This window comes from Vibrio iocasae, assembly GCF_042245395.1.
Taxonomy (GTDB): Bacteria; Pseudomonadota; Gammaproteobacteria; order Enterobacterales; family Vibrionaceae; genus Vibrio; species Vibrio iocasae.
In genome coordinates this window covers 3,459,660-3,479,971 of the sequence record NZ_CP145311.1, presented here as the reverse complement: position 1 = coordinate 3,479,971, position 20,312 = coordinate 3,459,660, and the positions used below count along the sequence as shown (strand labels likewise).

The following is a 20,312-nucleotide window of genomic DNA, read 5'->3' as shown; positions in this document are numbered from 1 at the left end:
TAATTCGATATACGCATGTATTATGACGATTTTTTATTATAGGAGGTTAACTTTCTATCTAGACACTTAATCAGTGAATAGATAGTATTTTCCCGATTGCTGATAGCGATGCTTTATATAAATCATTTGCATTACAGGGAATCCGGTGTAATTCCGGAACTGACGCGCAGCGGTAATAGAGAACGAACATCTTAGGTTAAAAGCCAAACACTGCTTGAATAAAGTGGGAAGTGAGATGCTAGGTAGTACGTGTTGTATTGAGCTCTTAAGTCCGAATATCTGACAGCAACGTTAAGTATAAAAATACTTGGAAAATTCTACGCGATTTAGGGAATTACAATGCGAAAATCATCTATAGCGATAGCAGTGGCATCGCTTCTTTCTTATACCTCATTTTCATACGCGCAAAACTCAGCTTCAGATGAAGAAACGATTGTCGTGTTTGGAAGAAGTGAAAATGTAAACTCTGTTTCAGATATTGCATCTAATATCGTTGTCATCGGTCAGGAAGAAATAAAAGCCAGTGGCGCGACCTCATTGTCTTCGTTGCTCCGTAGTCGAGCCGGTATCCAGATCTCTGACTCAAACTCAGGCCCTACGATAGCAATGAGGGGCTTCTCTGGTAGCCAAGCAGCACACAACACTCTAATCCTTGTTGATGGAAGAAAGCTTAACAAGCCAGATTTATCCGCCCCACAACTTTCTTCAATCCCGCTCAACCAAATAGAAAGCATTGAAGTAGTATCGGGTAGCTCTGGTGTTCTTCACGGTGATCAAGCTGTCGGTGGTATTATTAATATCATCACTAAAAAAGGTGGTGAAGTCACAGAGCTAAATGCATCTTTGGGAAGTAATAGCGCTTATGGTGGTGGAATTAATCTGTCCCGACAGATATCTGATACATGGAGTTATTCTTTATCTGTTAGTCAGGATAGTGATGAGAATTATCGGGATCATAATGACCGCGATACAGCGATGCTTCTGGCTCGTATCGACTATGCAGAACAAGATGAAGCTTTTTATACAGAATTCAGCTACTACGATAATTACCGTCAGTATGCAGGTAGCCTGTCAAAAACTAAATTCGAAGAAAATCCAAAGCAGGTGAACCCTGCAAACGCAAACGACTATGCTCATGAAATAACAAAGGCAGCTCGATTGGGTTATAAGCGTGATATCAATAAAGATTGGCTGGCTAAAGCGGATTTAAGTTTTGATGACACTTCCATAAACAGTATTGGTTGGGGCTCAAAAAGAGAAATAGATAGCATTCAACAAGCTGTTCAACTTCAGGCTGAAAGAGCTTTGTCAGTAGATGCAGGGAGGGGCAACCTCTTAGTTGGTCTGGATATTGGCCATTCCGACTATGACGCATCAACCAGAAAAAATAAGCAACTAATGTCTAGCTTATACTCTCAGATAAATTACCCCGTATCCAATAGCGTTACTCTTATTGGTGGCGGCCGCTACTCTAAAGTAGAAGACGATATTAAAGATTCGTCCACTTATGCTGGTGGAGCGACTCTCAAAGAGGATGCAACAGCACTAGAGCTCGGGGCAAATATCAAACCAAACGACAATACACGTTATTATGTTCGTGCAGAAAGCAACTTTCGTTTTGCTAAAGTTGATGAGCAAGCTTATACGTCTCCAGGGGTTGCTGGATTGAAACCACAAACTGGTGTTTCGATAGAAACGGGTGTTGACTATATCTGGGACGACTATTCAGTTAAATTTGATATATACAACTTAAAGCTTGAAGACGAAATAGTTTTCGACTCCAGTGCAGAGAAACCCGTGGGCGGTAACTTTTCCGGGGCGAATGTAAACTCTGATCCTACAGAAAGGTTTGGTGGAACATTCTACTTCGATGCCTATGTCACGGAAGAGCTAATGCTTGGTGCCGAGTATAGCTATGTAAATGCGGAATACAGCAAAGGTGACAACAAAGGAAATGATATTCCTTGGGTAGCAAGTCATTCAGGTAGAAGCTTTGCTAACTACGATTTAACTTTTAACTGGAAGCTGTTCGCAGAAGCCGTTTACGTCGGTGAGAAATATGAAAATGGCGATAGTGGTAATGTAAACGACAAGTTAGATGCATACTGGCTTGGAAATTTGGCGCTTTCCTATATTAACGAATCATTTCAGGCAAATCTGAGGGTTGATAATATAGCGGATGAAAAATATGCAGATTTTGTAAGCTATTCCAGTTTTGGTTCAGGGTACTACGTGGGGCATGGAAGAGAAGTTAACTTAAGTGTCTCTTACTCATTTTAAATAAACAGTTATAGGGGGTCGGAGTATTTCGGCTCCCTGTTGTTCAATAGCTGACTTGCTAAGTTGTCGAACAGTAGTATCATCGTGGGAAATTTCTTAGCTTCCTTTTAATCTTGTCAAATCTAGCCCAAACTTCCTCTAAAGTTTTAATCTTCGACTCTGGTGTCGGTGGCCTTTCTGTCTACAAAGAAATAAAAAGATTGCTGCCAAATTTAGAGTACATATATTTATTTGACAATGAAGCTTACCCATATGGTGAGCTACCCAAAGATGTGCTCATCTCTCGTGTCGAAAAGCTGGTGGTTAAAGCGGTCAAGCAAGAAGGTGTGGATTTGGTCGTTATTGCCTGCAATACAGCGAGTACTATCGTTTTACCAGTACTGAGGAAGGTGTTAGATATTCCGGTTGTTGGTGTTGTTCCTGCAATAAAGCCTGCTAGTCTTATCGCACATACAGCAGTTGGCCTGATAGCAACGCCCGCTACGGTTAATAGAGAATACACACACCAGCTAATAGAAAGCTTCGCTTCAGCTATGCCTGTTGAGCTACTTGGAACAACCAGGTTAGTTGATATGGCAGAAGAAAAGCTTTGCGGAAAAAAAGTCGATTTGGATGAGCTAAAGGAAGTACTTTCTCCGCTAGTGAACAAAATCGATGTTGCTGTACTTGGTTGTACTCATTTTCCACTATTAAGAGAAGAGATAAATCAGGTGTTTAATGAGCGAGTTGTTTTGATCGATTCTGGTGAAGCGATAGCACGGAGAGTTAAGTCTTTGTTACCCGTAATTGTAGGTCAGAGAAGTCATACCCGATTTAAGATATTTTGTAGTGCAGCTTTAACGGATAAAGCTGCACTAAACAGAGCTGTAGAAAAACTTAACTTTGCTCCTATTGAGATGCTTCCGATTCAGGATGTTTAGGATCGTTTGCAATACGCACTTTCAAGGTTCTCTGCATATAGTCGTTGTCATTTAATGCATTGATTGCTGTTTCAGCATCTGTACTTGCCATAACAACAAAACCAAACCCTCTCCTTTTCCCTGTGCGTTTGTCTTTCATTAGCCTTACAGCGAATACTTCTCCATGTTCAGAAAAGAGCTCACGAACGTTCGACTCGTTAGCCTTATATGGCAGATTGCCCACATATAGAGTTTTAGTTGATGGCTTGCCTTTTTCTTTCTTGTCTGTAGAGGAGTTAGAAAGTGAAAGAACGAAAGAAGTAGCGGCTACGCCAATGATGAATGAAATTGATGGTAAAGGTTGCTCTGGTGAAATCATGTAGAAGATAGCCGCACCAAGAACAGCTAAAGCAACCAGTAGAACAGTAGATTTTTTAGAGTTCATATAAGAATACAACTTTTAATAGTTAAATTAAGGATTAACGTTATTAACATAACGAACACATGAATCTTACGTTTATCCACATATGAATGCCAATGTAATGGTGTGACCGCCTTCAAATGTTGAAATTTTATCCAATAAACAAGGTATTGATTGTTTTTCCAACGCTTGGAAAAAAAATTGAAAAAAGATCTTGCACTAAAAAAGATCCTCCCTATAATGCCGCATCACCGACACGGAGTGAGGCGCTAGTCACACTTTGAGTTAGGAAAGAGAAAAAAGATTTTTTAAAAAGATCTTGACTCAACAAAACGGAAGCGTAGAATACGCATCCCTAACTGAGCCGCTAAATGGCTAAGTTAAATTGCTCTTTAACAATTTAAACCTATCAATCTGTGTGGGCACTCGTTGATGATAATCTAAAAAGATTTATCAATGAACTGAGTGACCAAACGAAATAACTTTATGTTATTCGGCACAGTCAATTCATTATCGTTCTGTTGGAACGATAATAGCTTTGAAATTACTTATGTAGTTTTGAAGTCAGTATTCATTGAGCCGCATCTTAGATGCAAAAAAACTTTAATTGAAGAGTTTGATCATGGCTCAGATTGAACGCTGGCGGCAGGCCTAACACATGCAAGTCGAGCGGAAACGACTTAACTGAACCTTCGGGGAACGTTAAGGGCGTCGAGCGGCGGACGGGTGAGTAATGCTTAGGAAGTTGCCCGGTAGAGGGGGATAACCATTGGAAACGATGGCTAATACCGCATACTCTCTTCGGAGCAAAGTGGGGGACCTTCGGGCCTCACGCTATCGGATACGCCTAAGTGAGATTAGCTAGTTGGTGAGGTAAGAGCTCACCAAGGCGACGATCTCTAGCTGGTCTGAGAGGATGATCAGCCACACTGGAACTGAGACACGGTCCAGACTCCTACGGGAGGCAGCAGTGGGGAATATTGCACAATGGGCGCAAGCCTGATGCAGCCATGCCGCGTGTGTGAAGAAGGCCTTCGGGTTGTAAAGCACTTTCAGCAGTGAGGAAGGTGGTGAGTTTAATACGCTCATCATTTGACGTTAGCTGCAGAAGAAGCACCGGCTAACTCCGTGCCAGCAGCCGCGGTAATACGGAGGGTGCGAGCGTTAATCGGAATTACTGGGCGTAAAGCGCATGCAGGTGGTTAATTAAGTCAGATGTGAAAGCCCGGGGCTCAACCTCGGAAGGCCATTTGAAACTGGTTAACTAGAGTACTGTAGAGGGGGGTAGAATTTCAGGTGTAGCGGTGAAATGCGTAGAGATCTGAAGGAATACCGGTGGCGAAGGCGGCCCCCTGGACAGATACTGACACTCAGATGCGAAAGCGTGGGGAGCAAACAGGATTAGATACCCTGGTAGTCCACGCCGTAAACGATGTCTACTTGGAGGTTGTTCCCTTGAGGAGTGGCTTTCGGAGCTAACGCGTTAAGTAGACCGCCTGGGGAGTACGGTCGCAAGATTAAAACTCAAATGAATTGACGGGGGCCCGCACAAGCGGTGGAGCATGTGGTTTAATTCGATGCAACGCGAAGAACCTTACCTACTCTTGACATCTACAGAAGCCAGCGGAGACGCAGGTGTGCCTTCGGGAACTGTAAGACAGGTGCTGCATGGCTGTCGTCAGCTCGTGTTGTGAAATGTTGGGTTAAGTCCCGCAACGAGCGCAACCCTTATCCTTAATTGCCAGCACTTCGGGTGGGAACTTTGGGGAGACTGCCGGTGATAAACCGGAGGAAGGTGGGGACGACGTCAAGTCATCATGGCCCTTACGAGTAGGGCTACACACGTGCTACAATGGCGCATACAGAGGGCTGCTAGCTTGCGAGAGTCAGCGAATCCCAAAAAGTGCGTCGTAGTCCGGATTGGAGTCTGCAACTCGACTCCATGAAGTCGGAATCGCTAGTAATCGTAGATCAGAATGCTACGGTGAATACGTTCCCGGGCCTTGTACACACCGCCCGTCACACCATGGGAGTGGGCTGCAAAAGAAGTAGGTAGTTTAACCTTCGGGGGGACGCTTACCACTTTGTGGTTCATGACTGGGGTGAAGTCGTAACAAGGTAGCCCTAGGGGAACCTGGGGCTGGATCACCTCCTTAACGATATAGATTGTGCATTGATGAGTGTTCACACAGATTGATTAGGTTTAGAAAGTAAAGAAGCAAACGTGGGTCTGTAGCTCAGGTGGTTAGAGCGTTCGCCTGATAAGCGAGAGGTCGGTGGTTCAAGTCCACTCAGACCCACCAATTTTACTTTATGCTGCGTTATGAAGCTCGTCGTGTAGTGAACTACACTTCCTCACTTCATGCCTTGCCTAAAGCAAAATAAGCAACACCACTAGATGGGGCTATAGCTCAGCTGGGAGAGCGCCTGCCTTGCACGCAGGAGGTCTGCGGTTCGATCCCGCATAGCTCCACCATCTTTAAGCATTCTTGCGAGTGTGTTTAAAAATGGTTTCGAAAGAAATCTTTGCTCTTTAACAATTTGGAAAGCTGACGAATAACAACAATCCCCATATCTTCGGATATGCGTTGTTATTCAATTAAAAGTTCTCAAATCCTATGTCTTTTAAAGATATAGGTACCAACACACATTCAAGTGTTCTTGGAATTTGAGTCCGGCAAAATCGAGTCTGCATCATGTATAAAAATTGCAGACAACTTTGGTTGTTTGATTAAACAATCTTAAAGGTTTCTTAGAAACTCTTTGGGGTTGTATGGTTAAGTGACTAAGCGTACACGGTGGATGCCTTGGCAGTCAGAGGCGATGAAGGACGTATTAACTTGCGATAAGCGTAGATAAGGCAGTAAAAGCCACTTGAGTCTACGATTTCCGAATGGGGAAACCCAATTGCATAAGCAATTATCATTAACTGAATACATAGGTTAATGAGGCGAACCGGGGGAACTGAAACATCTAAGTACCCCGAGGAAAAGAAATCAACCGAGATTCCGAAAGTAGCGGCGAGCGAAATTGGATTAGCCCTTAAGCTTTTAATGGTTCAGGTGAACATGCTGGAAAGCATGGCAATAAAGGGTGATAGCCCCGTAACCGACAAACCATTTTCAGTGAAATCGAGTAAGGCGGGACACGTGATATCCTGTCTGAATATGGGGGGACCATCCTCCAAGGCTAAATACTCCTGACTGACCGATAGTGAACCAGTACCGTGAGGGAAAGGCGAAAAGAACCCCTGTGAGGGGAGTGAAATAGAACCTGAAACCGTGTACGTACAAGCAGTAGGAGCCTCCTTTGTGGGGTGACTGCGTACCTTTTGTATAATGGGTCAGCGACTTATATTCAGTGGCAAGGTTAACCGTTTAGGGGAGCCGTAGGGAAACCGAGTCTTAACTGGGCGTTCAGTCTCTGGATATAGACCCGAAACCAGGTGATCTAGCCATGGGCAGGTTGAAGGTTGAGTAACATCAACTGGAGGACCGAACCGACTAATGTTGAAAAATTAGCGGATGACTTGTGGCTAGGGGTGAAAGGCCAATCAAACCTGGAGATAGCTGGTTCTCCCCGAAAGCTATTTAGGTAGCGCCTCGGACGAATACTACTGGGGGTAGAGCACTGTTAAGGCTAGGGGGTCATCCCGACTTACCAACCCTTTGCAAACTCCGAATACCAGTAAGTACTATCCGGGAGACACACGGCGGGTGCTAACGTCCGTCGTGGAGAGGGAAACAACCCAGACCGCCAGCTAAGGTCCCAAATTATTACTAAGTGGGAAACGATGTGGGAAGGCTAAAACAGCTAGGATGTTGGCTTAGAAGCAGCCATCATTTAAAGAAAGCGTAATAGCTCACTAGTCGAGTCGGCCTGCGCGGAAGATGTAACGGGGCTAAGTAATAAACCGAAGCTGCGGCTGCAATCTTTGATTGCGGGGTAGGGGAGCGTTCTGTAAGCCGTTGAAGGTGAATCGTAAGGTTTGCTGGAGGTATCAGAAGTGCGAATGCTGACATGAGTAACGATAATGGGGGTGAAAAACCTCCACGCCGGAAGACCAAGGGTTCCTGTCCAACGTTAATCGGGGCAGGGTAAGTCGACCCCTAAGGCGAGGCCGAAAGGCGTAGTCGATGGGAAACGGGTTAATATTCCCGTACTTCTTACAATTGCGATGGGGGGACGGAGAAGGCTAGGTGGGCCTGGCGACGGTTGTCCAGGTTCAAGTGCGTAGGCTTAAGAGTTAGGTAAATCCGGCTCTTTTTAAGGCTGAGACACGATGTCGAGCTACTACGGTAGTGAAGTCATTGATGCCATGCTTCCAGGAAAAGCCTCTAAGCTTCAGATTGTAAGGAATCGTACCCCAAACCGACACAGGTGGTCGGGTAGAGAATACCAAGGCGCTTGAGAGAACTCGGGTGAAGGAACTAGGCAAAATGGTACCGTAACTTCGGGAGAAGGTACGCTCTTATTGGTGAAGTCCCTTGCGGATGGAGCTGACGAGAGTCGCAGATACCAGGTGGCTGCAACTGTTTATTAAAAACACAGCACTGTGCAAAATCGTAAGATGACGTATACGGTGTGACGCCTGCCCGGTGCCGGAAGGTTAATTGATGGGGTTAGACTTAGGTCGAAGCTCTTGATCGAAGCCCCGGTAAACGGCGGCCGTAACTATAACGGTCCTAAGGTAGCGAAATTCCTTGTCGGGTAAGTTCCGACCTGCACGAATGGCGTAATGATGGCCACGCTGTCTCCACCCGAGACTCAGTGAAATTGAAATCGCTGTGAAGATGCAGTGTACCCGCGGCTAGACGGAAAGACCCCGTGAACCTTTACTACAGCTTGGCACTGAACATTGAGCCTACATGTGTAGGATAGGTGGGAGGCTTTGAAGTGTGTACGCCAGTATGCATGGAGCCATCCTTGAAATACCACCCTTGTATGTTTGATGTTCTAACTTAGCCCCATTATCTGGGGTGAGGACAGTGCCTGGTGGGTAGTTTGACTGGGGCGGTCTCCTCCCAAAGAGTAACGGAGGAGCACGAAGGTGGGCTAAACACGGTTGGACATCGTGTGGTTAGTGCAATGGCATAAGCCCGCTTGACTGCGAGAATGACAATTCGAGCAGGTGCGAAAGCAGGTCATAGTGATCCGGTGGTTCTGAATGGAAGGGCCATCGCTCAACGGATAAAAGGTACTCCGGGGATAACAGGCTGATACCGCCCAAGAGTTCATATCGACGGCGGTGTTTGGCACCTCGATGTCGGCTCATCACATCCTGGGGCTGAAGTCGGTCCCAAGGGTATGGCTGTTCGCCATTTAAAGTGGTACGCGAGCTGGGTTTAGAACGTCGTGAGACAGTTCGGTCCCTATCTGCCGTGGGCGTTGGAGAATTGAAAGGGGCTGCTCCTAGTACGAGAGGACCGGAGTGGACGAACCTCTGGTGTTCGGGTTGTCATGCCAATGGCATTGCCCGGTAGCTAAGTTCGGAATCGATAACCGCTGAAAGCATCTAAGCGGGAAGCGAGCCTTGAGATGAGTTCTCCCTGGCACTTTAAGTGTCCTAAAGGGTTGTCGTAGACTACGACGTTGATAGGCAGGGTGTGTAAGCGTTGTGAGGCGTTGAGCTAACCTGTACTAATTGCCCGTGAGGCTTAACCATACAACACCCAAAGGGTTTTGTGGACTCGAATAAGAACGTTGAATGTGTATAGAACAGTTAATTAACATCAGTTTTCCGAATTAAAGAATTTGCTTGGCGACCATAGCGTTGTGGACCCACCTGATTCCATGCCGAACTCAGAAGTGAAACGCAATAGCGCCGATGGTAGTGTGGGGCTTCCCCATGTGAGAGTAGGACATCGCCAGGCTTTATTTCGCACTTGCTTGAGATTCAAGCAAGTCACCATAGGGTTCTAAATAAACTTAGAATTTTATGTTGACTTTCAAAGTGAGAAGCGTATTATACGCACCTCGCTGACGCGCTAAGGTGCTGAAAGCAAAGCTCTTTAACAATTTAAACCTATCAATCTGTGTGGGCACTCGTTGATGATAATCTAAAAGATTTATCAATGAACTGAGTGACCAAACGAAATAACTTATGTTATTCGGCACAGTCAATTCATTATCGTTCTGTTGGAACGATAATAGCTTTGAAATTACTTATGTAGTTTTGAAGTCAGTATTCATTGAGCCGCATCTTAGATGCAAAAAAACTTTAATTGAAGAGTTTGATCATGGCTCAGATTGAACGCTGGCGGCAGGCCTAACACATGCAAGTCGAGCGGAAACGACTTAACTGAACCTTCGGGGAACGTTAAGGGCGTCGAGCGGCGGACGGGTGAGTAATGCTTAGGAAGTTGCCCGGTAGAGGGGGATAACCATTGGAAACGATGGCTAATACCGCATACTCTCTTCGGAGCAAAGTGGGGGACCTTCGGGCCTCACGCTATCGGATACGCCTAAGTGAGATTAGCTAGTTGGTGAGGTAAGAGCTCACCAAGGCGACGATCTCTAGCTGGTCTGAGAGGATGATCAGCCACACTGGAACTGAGACACGGTCCAGACTCCTACGGGAGGCAGCAGTGGGGAATATTGCACAATGGGCGCAAGCCTGATGCAGCCATGCCGCGTGTGTGAAGAAGGCCTTCGGGTTGTAAAGCACTTTCAGCAGTGAGGAAGGTGGTGAGTTTAATACGCTCATCATTTGACGTTAGCTGCAGAAGAAGCACCGGCTAACTCCGTGCCAGCAGCCGCGGTAATACGGAGGGTGCGAGCGTTAATCGGAATTACTGGGCGTAAAGCGCATGCAGGTGGTTAATTAAGTCAGATGTGAAAGCCCGGGGCTCAACCTCGGAAGGCCATTTGAAACTGGTTAACTAGAGTACTGTAGAGGGGGGTAGAATTTCAGGTGTAGCGGTGAAATGCGTAGAGATCTGAAGGAATACCGGTGGCGAAGGCGGCCCCCTGGACAGATACTGACACTCAGATGCGAAAGCGTGGGGAGCAAACAGGATTAGATACCCTGGTAGTCCACGCCGTAAACGATGTCTACTTGGAGGTTGTTCCCTTGAGGAGTGGCTTTCGGAGCTAACGCGTTAAGTAGACCGCCTGGGGAGTACGGTCGCAAGATTAAAACTCAAATGAATTGACGGGGGCCCGCACAAGCGGTGGAGCATGTGGTTTAATTCGATGCAACGCGAAGAACCTTACCTACTCTTGACATCTACAGAAGCCAGCGGAGACGCAGGTGTGCCTTCGGGAACTGTAAGACAGGTGCTGCATGGCTGTCGTCAGCTCGTGTTGTGAAATGTTGGGTTAAGTCCCGCAACGAGCGCAACCCTTATCCTTAATTGCCAGCACTTCGGGTGGGAACTTTGGGGAGACTGCCGGTGATAAACCGGAGGAAGGTGGGGACGACGTCAAGTCATCATGGCCCTTACGAGTAGGGCTACACACGTGCTACAATGGCGCATACAGAGGGCTGCTAGCTTGCGAGAGTCAGCGAATCCCAAAAAGTGCGTCGTAGTCCGGATTGGAGTCTGCAACTCGACTCCATGAAGTCGGAATCGCTAGTAATCGTAGATCAGAATGCTACGGTGAATACGTTCCCGGGCCTTGTACACACCGCCCGTCACACCATGGGAGTGGGCTGCAAAAGAAGTAGGTAGTTTAACCTTCGGGGGGACGCTTACCACTTTGTGGTTCATGACTGGGGTGAAGTCGTAACAAGGTAGCCCTAGGGGAACCTGGGGCTGGATCACCTCCTTAACGATATAGATTGTGCATTGATGAGTGTTCACACAGATTGATTAGGTTTAGAAAGTTTAGAGTAGAAGGTGCCCAACACCTTCAAGTTTTAGTGTCCCGTTCGTCTAGAGGCCTAGGACACCGCCCTTTCACGGCGGTAACAGGGGTTCGACTCCCCTACGGGATACCATTGGGTCGTTAGCTCAGTTGGTAGAGCAGTTGACTTTTAATCAATTGGTCGCAGGTTCGAATCCTGCACGACCCACCATTCTCTTCCACGGGAATTAAAACAATGTGGGCGATTAGCTCAGTTGGGAGAGCACCTGCCTTACAAGCAGGGGGTCACTGGTTCGAGCCCGGTATCGCCCACCACTCTCTAAGTATTTTTGGTGCTGTAACCAAACCAATGGTGTTGATTATTGGTTGTTTTTACGACTCTGAGATTATTTAGAAAGTGCTTTATGTACTTTTGCTCTTTAACAATTTGGAAAGCTGACGAATAACAACAATCCCCATATCTTTTAGATATGCGTTGTTATTCAATTAAAAGTTCTCAAATCCTATGTCTTTTAAAGATATAGGTACCAACACACATTCAAGTGTTCTTGGAATTTGAGTCCGGCAAAATCGTGTCTGCACATGTATAAAAATTGCAGACAACTTTGGTTGTTTGATTAAACAATCTTAAAGGTTTCTTGGAAACTCTTTGGGGTTGTATGGTTAAGTGACTAAGCGTACACGGTGGATGCCTTGGCAGTCAGAGGCGATGAAGGACGTATTAACTTGCGATAAGCGTAGATAAGGCAGTAAAAGCCACTTGAGTCTACGATTTCCGAATGGGGAAACCCAATTGCATAAGCAATTATCATTAACTGAATACATAGGTTAATGAGGCGAACCGGGGGAACTGAAACATCTAAGTACCCCGAGGAAAAGAAATCAACCGAGATTCCGAAAGTAGCGGCGAGCGAAATTGGATTAGCCCTTAAGCTTTTAATGGTTCAGGTGAACATGCTGGAAAGCATGGCAATAAAGGGTGATAGCCCCGTAACCGACAAACCATTTTCAGTGAAATCGAGTAAGGCGGGACACGTGATATCCTGTCTGAATATGGGGGGACCATCCTCCAAGGCTAAATACTCCTGACTGACCGATAGTGAACCAGTACCGTGAGGGAAAGGCGAAAAGAACCCCTGTGAGGGGAGTGAAATAGAACCTGAAACCGTGTACGTACAAGCAGTAGGAGCCTCCTTTGTGGGGTGACTGCGTACCTTTTGTATAATGGGTCAGCGACTTATATTCAGTGGCAAGGTTAACCGTTTAGGGGAGCCGTAGGGAAACCGAGTCTTAACTGGGCGTTCAGTCTCTGGATATAGACCCGAAACCAGGTGATCTAGCCATGGGCAGGTTGAAGGTTGAGTAACATCAACTGGAGGACCGAACCGACTAATGTTGAAAAATTAGCGGATGACTTGTGGCTAGGGGTGAAAGGCCAATCAAACCTGGAGATAGCTGGTTCTCCCCGAAAGCTATTTAGGTAGCGCCTCGGACGAATACTACTGGGGGTAGAGCACTGTTAAGGCTAGGGGGTCATCCCGACTTACCAACCCTTTGCAAACTCCGAATACCAGTAAGTACTATCCGGGAGACACACGGCGGGTGCTAACGTCCGTCGTGGAGAGGGAAACAACCCAGACCGCCAGCTAAGGTCCCAAATTATTACTAAGTGGGAAACGATGTGGGAAGGCTAAAACAGCTAGGATGTTGGCTTAGAAGCAGCCATCATTTAAAGAAAGCGTAATAGCTCACTAGTCGAGTCGGCCTGCGCGGAAGATGTAACGGGGCTAAGTAATAAACCGAAGCTGCGGCTGCAATCTTTGATTGCGGGGTAGGGGAGCGTTCTGTAAGCCGTTGAAGGTGAATCGTAAGGTTTGCTGGAGGTATCAGAAGTGCGAATGCTGACATGAGTAACGATAATGGGGGTGAAAAACCTCCACGCCGGAAGACCAAGGGTTCCTGTCCAACGTTAATCGGGGCAGGGTAAGTCGACCCCTAAGGCGAGGCCGAAAGGCGTAGTCGATGGGAAACGGGTTAATATTCCCGTACTTCTTACAATTGCGATGGGGGGACGGAGAAGGCTAGGTGGGCCTGGCGACGGTTGTCCAGGTTCAAGTGCGTAGGCTTAAGAGTTAGGTAAATCCGGCTCTTTTTAAGGCTGAGACACGATGTCGAGCTACTACGGTAGTGAAGTCATTGATGCCATGCTTCCAGGAAAAGCCTCTAAGCTTCAGATTGTAAGGAATCGTACCCCAAACCGACACAGGTGGTCGGGTAGAGAATACCAAGGCGCTTGAGAGAACTCGGGTGAAGGAACTAGGCAAAATGGTACCGTAACTTCGGGAGAAGGTACGCTCTTATTGGTGAAGTCCCTTGCGGATGGAGCTGACGAGAGTCGCAGATACCAGGTGGCTGCAACTGTTTATTAAAAACACAGCACTGTGCAAAATCGTAAGATGACGTATACGGTGTGACGCCTGCCCGGTGCCGGAAGGTTAATTGATGGGGTTAGACTTAGGTCGAAGCTCTTGATCGAAGCCCCGGTAAACGGCGGCCGTAACTATAACGGTCCTAAGGTAGCGAAATTCCTTGTCGGGTAAGTTCCGACCTGCACGAATGGCGTAATGATGGCCACGCTGTCTCCACCCGAGACTCAGTGAAATTGAAATCGCTGTGAAGATGCAGTGTACCCGCGGCTAGACGGAAAGACCCCGTGAACCTTTACTACAGCTTGGCACTGAACATTGAGCCTACATGTGTAGGATAGGTGGGAGGCTTTGAAGTGTGTACGCCAGTATGCATGGAGCCATCCTTGAAATACCACCCTTGTATGTTTGATGTTCTAACTTAGCCCCATTATCTGGGGTGAGGACAGTGCCTGGTGGGTAGTTTGACTGGGGCGGTCTCCTCCCAAAGAGTAACGGAGGAGCACGAAGGTGGGCTAAACACGGTTGGACATCGTGTGGTTAGTGCAATGGCATAAGCCCGCTTGACTGCGAGAATGACAATTCGAGCAGGTGCGAAAGCAGGTCATAGTGATCCGGTGGTTCTGAATGGAAGGGCCATCGCTCAACGGATAAAAGGTACTCCGGGGATAACAGGCTGATACCGCCCAAGAGTTCATATCGACGGCGGTGTTTGGCACCTCGATGTCGGCTCATCACATCCTGGGGCTGAAGTCGGTCCCAAGGGTATGGCTGTTCGCCATTTAAAGTGGTACGCGAGCTGGGTTTAGAACGTCGTGAGACAGTTCGGTCCCTATCTGCCGTGGGCGTTGGAGAATTGAAAGGGGCTGCTCCTAGTACGAGAGGACCGGAGTGGACGAACCTCTGGTGTTCGGGTTGTCATGCCAATGGCATTGCCCGGTAGCTAAGTTCGGAATCGATAACCGCTGAAAGCATCTAAGCGGGAAGCGAGCCTTGAGATGAGTTCTCCCTGGCACTTTAAGTGTCCTAAAGGGTTGTCGTAGACTACGACGTTGATAGGCAGGGTGTGTAAGCGTTGTGAGGCGTTGAGCTAACCTGTACTAATTGCCCGTGAGGCTTAACCATACAACACCCAAAGGGTTTTGTGGACTCGAATAAGAACGTTGAATGTGTATAGAACAGTTAATTAACATCAGTTTTCCGAATTAAAGAATTTGCTTGGCGACCATAGCGTTGTGGACCCACCTGATTCCATGCCGAACTCAGAAGTGAAACGCAATAGCGCCGATGGTAGTGTGGGGCTTCCCCATGTGAGAGTAGGACATCGCCAGGCTTTAAATTTAGACTTTAGGTCTAACCAGTGCGGAGCGGTAGTTCAGTTGGTTAGAATACCGGCCTGTCACGCCGGGGGTCGCGGGTTCGAGTCCCGTCCGCTCCGCCACTTCTTCTGAAGCCTTGTCGTAAGACAAGGCTTTTTTGCGTTTGAAGTCAACGAACGAAACAGTATTGTATTCTCCACAATAGGCTCTATATCGGCGATACACAAAAAAAGCCCCAGGTTGTGGGGCTTCGAGACTTCATTGAATCCAGTAGCTAGCTACTTTTTCTTCCACAAGTAGTATGCGCTTGCAGCTGCTACTAACAAGATTAAACCACCAGTTAGCTCTTCAGGATGGGTATGTGCTGCTCCTGGGTGAGCCAGAGCAAGCGTTGGGAATAACGTTATCAGAGTTAGTAGTTTTTTCATTTTTCTTTCCTTTATTGTTTAGCTATTTCCCTGTTTGGGATAATTGTTCTGATTTAGTGCGATAGCGAGCTGGCCTAAGGCCAAACCTCCGTCGCCACATGAAAATTGTTGGTGCTTCAATATACTTACTTGCCCACCTAAGTGCTCTTCGAGAAGCGTGTTAAGAAGCTTGTTGTGGAATACTCCCCCAGTAACGACCAAGTGCTCTAGTTGATTTTGCTCTTTAGCTTTAATTGATATTTCCGCTAAGGCTTTCGCCATAGCATGATGGAACCCCCAGGCTTTCGCGCTGGTTTCTGAGCGATTATTTAACCAACTATTCCAGAATGAACTGATATCCAGTTCTAGTCCTTTCGTTGGTATCTCTACAGCGAAACTTGATTCAGTGTTTTTGGAGGCCAGAGCTTCAAGCTGACAAGCTGCTTGCCCTTCGTACTCAATACCATCAAATCCAATACCAAGAGATGCTGCGACTGCATCGAATAATCGTCCGGCAGATCTTGTTGGATGGCAATTCAGGTTTTGAGCGACAGCTTTTTCAATAAGATCCAAGGGTTTGTTCGGAAACAGCCTGTTCATTTCTTCTTTAGAGAGATTACAGAACTTATGCAGGTGCGCATGTAAGCTTCGCCAGGGCTGCTTAGCGGCGAAGTCACCTCCTACAAGGTCTATAGATGGAATGCCTCCAATTCTCTGGCATTCAGAGTAGTCAGCGATCATCAGCTCTGCCCCCCATAGCTCCCCATCATCTCCGTAACCTAAACCATCAAGGGCAAGTGCCATGACTTTACCTTGTTCTGGTTGCCAGCCGTTCTCTAGAAGACAGCTAGCGATATGAGCATGGTGGTGCTGAATCTCTATGTGAGATCCTTTACGAGACTTAGCATACTGATGACTAAAGTATCCAGGATGTTTGTCAAAGACGTGGTTGTCTATGTTGACCTGATACAAAGATTCAAAGTGGTTAATCGCCTCTTTGTATTGAGTCTGGGTTTCTATATTGGACAGATCTCCAAGGTACTGGCTTACTATGATCTGATTGCCTTTTCCGATAGCAAAGGCATTCTTAAGATCGCCTCCATAAGCCAGATACCCATCTGCATTTGGAAAACCTTCTGGTAGATTCACTGCGTCTGGTACAAAGCCTCTGGAGCGTCTGAGAGTTTCATAGGAGTCTTTATTAACCCGGACGAGGGAGTCATCACAGCGCTGGACGATTTCTCTGTTATGAAGCACAAAGATATCGACAACTGATGCGAGGTTCCGTATTGCTTCTTCGTTAGAAAGTGCCGGTGGAAGTCCTGTAGCATTGCCGGATGTCATAACCAGTGGTTTCTTGAATGCATCTGCTATCAAATGCTGGACCGGATTGGAAGGAAGCATGACTCCTATTTCATTCAGCTCTGGTGCAATGTTTTCGGCGATGTAGTTATTGCCTTTTTTACTTAAGAGTGTGATTGGTGCTATACGGCTCTCAAGCAATTCCTGCTCTTGCTCATTGAAGTAAGCAATCTCGTTTATGCTGGATAACTCGTTCACCATAATAGCGAACGGCTTATATTGCCGGTGTTTTCTGTCTCTTAACAACTGAATAGAGGTTTGATTGGTAGCGTCACAGGCGAGGTGGAATCCCCCTACTGACTTAATCGCAATAATGTTTCCATCAGTTAATGCGCTAATTACATGACTTAACCAATTACCTTCTAGCTTGTCGCCACTTGAGTTACATACCCATACCTCAGGACCACAGTCGTCGCATGCTACAGGTTGGGCGTGATAACGTCGATCACCGGGATTTTCATACTCTGATAGGCAATCTGGACAGAGAGGAAAATCTTTCATAACGGTCTTTGGACGATCATAAGGCAGTTCATTGATGATGGTGAACCTTGGGCCGCAGTGAGTGCAATTGATAAATGGGTACTGGTAGCGTTTGTCTTTATTGTCGTGAAGCTCCTGAATACATTCCGGACAGGAAGCAGCGTCAGGCACTACCTGAGTATCCATTGCAGTCGCTTCTGACTTGGCGATACTGAAATTACTAGGAACGGTATCCCACTCAAAATCTTGAGAATGCACCGAATCTATCTGAGCTAATGGAGGTAGTTCGTTAACAAGCTTAGTCTGAAACGTATGCAGATTGTCGCTGTTTACAAAGCGTATCAGAACACCTTCACCGTCATTAAGAACTTCACCACATAGTGCTAGCTCATGAGCTAATTGCCAGACAAAGGGTCTGAAGCCAACGCCCTGAACCTTTCCTTTTACTCTTAGCTCAACACCATTCATAACCAATACCCTTAGCAGATTCTTGGCATAGGTTCACTGGAAGGAAGATCCAGCCAGCGGCTTCCACCAAACAGGTTTTTGATGGTCACTTGCTTCGAGCCATTTGCGCTACCGATGATAGCTGCATTCTCGCCTCCAAGTGTTTTTCGTAATGCTTCGACTGCGGCCTGAGCATCTTCTTCCGATACGATGGCAATCAGCTTACCTTCGTTTGCAAAGTTAATAGCTTCTAGACCCAGCAGTTCACAGATGCCTCTTACCTGAGGTGTCAACGGAATAGCATCTTCATCTAGCTCAAGACCACAGCCTGAGCTTTGCATAAACTCGTGCAATACCGCGTTAACACCGCCTCGGGTTGCATCCCTCAGGCATCTGACACCTTTTAAGGGAATAAGAGATTCTACAAGTGGATATAGATGTTGGCAGTCACTTTCTAACTGTCCATCGAGCCCGAGGTTTTCCCGAAGGTTAAGTATGGTTGCCCCGTGATCACCTATTGTGCCAGAAACAATAATCTTGTCGCCAGGTTGTATGGTGTCGGCTCCCCATTCTATACCTTGAGGCACAGCACCAAGTCCGCTTGTATTAATGAAAACTTTATCAGCAGCACCTTTCGGAACCACTTTAGTATCTCCGGTTACTATTGTGATGCCAGCTTCACTTGCTGCTTTGGCCATAGAAGCAACGATTTGCTCAAGTTCATCAATTGCCAGACCTTCTTCAAGAATAAATGCAGCAGACAGAAATAAAGGCTTAGCGCCACTCATAGCAACATCATTAGCAGTGCCATAAACAGCCAGCTTGCCAATATCGCCACCAGGGAAGAAGATAGGGTCTATTACAAATGAATCCGTAGAATACGCAATCTGCTCGCCAACAGCTGAAAACTGGTCGATAGGTAGTCTTGCCTGATCTTCTTGTTTATCCAGTGTGTCGTTAGAAAAGTGTTTAACAAACATTTGAGCGATAAGTTGTTGCATCGCTTTACCGCCGCTACCGTGTGCAAGGGTGATTCTGTCAGTCATTACGCTTCTCCCTCTTTCTCTGGATATTTAGCCCCGTAGTTATAGTAAGCGGCACATGCACCTTCAGAAGATACCATCAATGCACCGATGGCAGTTTCAGGCTTACAACTGGTTCCAAACAATGGGCAATCTGTTGGCTTACATCGCCCTGCTAGGATTTCACCACAGCGGCTACCTTCAGGATCTTTGGAGTCTGATTTCTTAGTTTCGAAGAATAGCTCTGCATCGTATTCAGAGAACTGCTCTGTCAGCTTAACACCTGACTCGTTGATCACGCCTAACCCGCGCCATTCGCTCTCTTCCTTCACTTCGAAGACTTCAGAGACAGCATTTAGAGCATTTGGGTTGCCATGATCCGAAACCACTCTGGAGTACTGATTTTCAATTTCACACTTAGCATCTCGGATCTGAGTGATGACCATTAACAGGGCTTGAAGCATGTCGAGTGGTTCGAACCCGGTAATAACAGACGGCTTGTGATATTTGGTCGCCAGAGGTTGATATGGGTTCTTACCGATAACCATACTAAGGTGGCCCGGAAGCAGGAAGCCATCGATACGAACATCATCTTGATCCAGCAGCGCCTCTAAGGTTGGCATTATGGTGATGTGCTGACAGAAGATTCTGAAATTAGGGACTTGCTTTCTTTTCGCTTCCAGAAGAGTCATTGCCGTTGCGGGCATCGTTGTTTCAAAACCAAGCGCAAAGAACACAACCTGTTTATCGGGGTGCTTTTCTGCCAGTAGCAGAGCATCCATTGGCGAGTATACAATTCGTACATCACAGCCTCTAGCTCTGGCATCAAGGAGAGAACCATTAGAGCCGGGTACTCTCATAGCATCACCAAAGGTGCAAAGAACAGTGTCAGGCTGATCGGCTATCGAAATACATTCGTCTAGGCGCGATTTAGGCAAAACGCACACCGGGCAACCCGGGCCATGAACAAACTCAAGACTATCAGAGATAAGTTGTACGATACCGAATTTAAACAAGGTATGGGTATGACCACCACAGACTTCCATAATCTGCAGAGGTTTCTTTTCATGTGGGATTTCTGCCAGTACTGCTTCTATCTTTTTAACCAGCGTTTTTGCGAGCTCCGGATCGCGAAATTCATCTACATATTGCATCTCTAATCACCTACTGCTTGCCTCTGACTAAAGTCATCGATTTCATGATCCAGCGCCTGCATAGATTCCAGCGCTGCCAGTGTTTCTTTAGCTTGTGCGTCATCAATAATGCACATAGCAAAGCCAACGTGTACTAATGCCCACTTGTCGATAAGTGCATTTGGGTCACCATCGACTACGCATGAAAGGTTTACTTCGCGTTTAATTCCGCTTACTTCTACCGTACCGAGCATGCTTTCCGCATCAGTGATAGCGACGATTTTTCCGGGGATACCTAAGCACATAA

General features: G+C 46.7%; 8 protein-coding genes, 6 tRNA genes, 6 rRNA genes and 1 riboswitch. Of the genes, 14 read left to right on the top strand and 6 right to left on the bottom strand.

Translation table 11 applies throughout. The annotated features are described in order from the left end of the window. The first annotated feature begins 83 nt into the window (after window positions 1–83). Window positions 84–302: riboswitch (cobalamin riboswitch) on the top strand. A gap of 37 nt (window positions 303–339) precedes the next feature. Both SNR28_RS25825 and murI read left to right on the top strand, forming a co-directional pair. After that, a complete protein-coding gene (locus SNR28_RS25825) occupies window positions 340–2,280 on the top strand; it encodes a TonB-dependent receptor (RefSeq protein ID WP_375751807.1) in 1,941 nt (646 codons plus the stop codon). Between the two features lie 113 nt (window positions 2,281–2,393). After that, entirely contained in the window at window positions 2,394–3,200 is an 807-nt protein-coding gene (gene murI, locus SNR28_RS25820; protein ID WP_375751806.1) for a glutamate racemase, read from the top strand. Here the strand turns inward: murI and SNR28_RS25815 are convergent. Further along, on the bottom strand, window positions 3,169–3,624 hold the full coding sequence (locus SNR28_RS25815; protein ID WP_375751805.1) for an RNA recognition motif domain-containing protein: 456 nt from the start codon (window positions 3,622–3,624) through the stop codon (window positions 3,169–3,171). The genes murI and SNR28_RS25815 overlap by 32 nt on opposite strands. Window positions 3,625–4,204: 580 nt before the next feature. Here SNR28_RS25815 and SNR28_RS25810 point away from each other — a divergent pair. From SNR28_RS25810 to SNR28_RS25755, 12 genes are all read left to right on the top strand, one after another. Then, window positions 4,205–5,756: ribosomal RNA gene (locus SNR28_RS25810) — 16S ribosomal RNA — on the top strand. A 70-nt stretch (window positions 5,757–5,826) separates the two neighbouring features. Next, window positions 5,827–5,903, top strand: a tRNA-Ile gene (locus SNR28_RS25805). A gap of 97 nt (window positions 5,904–6,000) precedes the next feature. Continuing rightward, window positions 6,001–6,076: transfer RNA gene (locus SNR28_RS25800), tRNA-Ala, on the top strand. A 299-nt stretch (window positions 6,077–6,375) separates the two neighbouring features. Continuing rightward, window positions 6,376–9,265: ribosomal RNA gene (locus SNR28_RS25795) — 23S ribosomal RNA — on the top strand. Between the two features lie 92 nt (window positions 9,266–9,357). Next, a 5S ribosomal RNA gene (gene rrf / locus SNR28_RS25790) occupies window positions 9,358–9,473 on the top strand. A 348-nt stretch (window positions 9,474–9,821) separates the two neighbouring features. Next, window positions 9,822–11,373, top strand: a 16S ribosomal RNA gene (locus SNR28_RS25785). A gap of 93 nt (window positions 11,374–11,466) precedes the next feature. Next, a tRNA-Glu gene (locus tag SNR28_RS25780) sits at window positions 11,467–11,542 on the top strand. A 2-nt stretch (window positions 11,543–11,544) separates the two neighbouring features. Beyond that, window positions 11,545–11,620, top strand: a tRNA-Lys gene (locus SNR28_RS25775). Between the two features lie 28 nt (window positions 11,621–11,648). Continuing rightward, a tRNA-Val gene (locus SNR28_RS25770) sits at window positions 11,649–11,724 on the top strand. A 346-nt stretch (window positions 11,725–12,070) separates the two neighbouring features. Next, a 23S ribosomal RNA gene (locus SNR28_RS25765) occupies window positions 12,071–14,960 on the top strand. Between the two features lie 92 nt (window positions 14,961–15,052). After that, a 5S ribosomal RNA gene (gene rrf / locus SNR28_RS25760) occupies window positions 15,053–15,168 on the top strand. The 16S, 23S and 5S rRNA genes sit together here with 6 tRNA genes alongside, the layout of an rRNA operon. Before the next feature lie 31 nt (window positions 15,169–15,199). Next, window positions 15,200–15,276: transfer RNA gene (locus SNR28_RS25755), tRNA-Asp, on the top strand. 156 nt (window positions 15,277–15,432) lie between these two features. Here SNR28_RS25755 and SNR28_RS25750 read toward each other — a convergent pair. Genes SNR28_RS25750 through hypC form a run of 5 tightly spaced genes read right to left on the bottom strand, consistent with a single transcriptional unit; the run spans window position 15,433 to window position 20,310 of the window. Beyond that, on the bottom strand, window positions 15,433–15,582 hold the full coding sequence (locus SNR28_RS25750; protein WP_375751803.1) for a hypothetical protein: 150 nt from the start codon (window positions 15,580–15,582) through the stop codon (window positions 15,433–15,435). Window positions 15,583–15,600: 18 nt separating this feature from the next. Further along, a complete protein-coding gene (gene hypF / locus SNR28_RS25745; protein WP_375751802.1) occupies window positions 15,601–17,871 on the bottom strand; it encodes a carbamoyltransferase HypF in 2,271 nt (756 codons plus the stop codon). Between the two features lie 11 nt (window positions 17,872–17,882). Continuing rightward, window positions 17,883–18,896, bottom strand: a complete 1,014-nt coding sequence (gene hypE / locus SNR28_RS25740) for a hydrogenase expression/formation protein HypE (protein WP_375751801.1) — start codon at window positions 18,894–18,896, stop codon at window positions 17,883–17,885. Next, window positions 18,896–20,026 carry a hydrogenase formation protein HypD gene (gene hypD, locus SNR28_RS25735; RefSeq protein ID WP_375751800.1) on the bottom strand — a complete coding sequence of 377 codons (1,131 nt, stop codon included), beginning with the start codon at window positions 20,024–20,026 and terminating at the stop codon, window positions 18,896–18,898. The genes hypE and hypD overlap by 1 nt, the downstream gene beginning before the upstream one ends. A gap of 2 nt (window positions 20,027–20,028) precedes the next feature. Further along, window positions 20,029–20,310 carry a HypC/HybG/HupF family hydrogenase formation chaperone gene (gene hypC, locus SNR28_RS25730; RefSeq protein WP_375751798.1) on the bottom strand — a complete coding sequence of 94 codons (282 nt, stop codon included), beginning with the start codon at window positions 20,308–20,310 and terminating at the stop codon, window positions 20,029–20,031. Between the last annotated feature and the right edge of the window lie 2 nt (window positions 20,311–20,312).

Bases quoted from the DNA above. Each gene is read 5' to 3' on its own strand.
- hypE (WP_375751801.1), bottom strand. From the start codon at position 18,896: ATGACTGACAGAATCACCCTTGCACACGGTAGCGGCGGTAAAGCGATG.
- hypC (WP_375751798.1), bottom strand. From the start codon at position 20,310: ATGTGCTTAGGTATCCCCGGAAAAATCGTCGCTATCACTGATGCGGAA.
- hypF (WP_375751802.1), bottom strand. From the start codon at position 17,871: ATGAATGGTGTTGAGCTAAGAGTAAAAGGAAAGGTTCAGGGCGTTGGC.
- SNR28_RS25815 (WP_375751805.1), bottom strand. From the start codon at position 3,624: ATGAACTCTAAAAAATCTACTGTTCTACTGGTTGCTTTAGCTGTTCTT.
- SNR28_RS25750 (WP_375751803.1), bottom strand. From the start codon at position 15,582: ATGAAAAAACTACTAACTCTGATAACGTTATTCCCAACGCTTGCTCTG.
- hypD (WP_375751800.1), bottom strand. From the start codon at position 20,026: ATGCAATATGTAGATGAATTTCGCGATCCGGAGCTCGCAAAAACGCTG.
- SNR28_RS25825 (WP_375751807.1), top strand. From the start codon at position 340: ATGCGAAAATCATCTATAGCGATAGCAGTGGCATCGCTTCTTTCTTAT.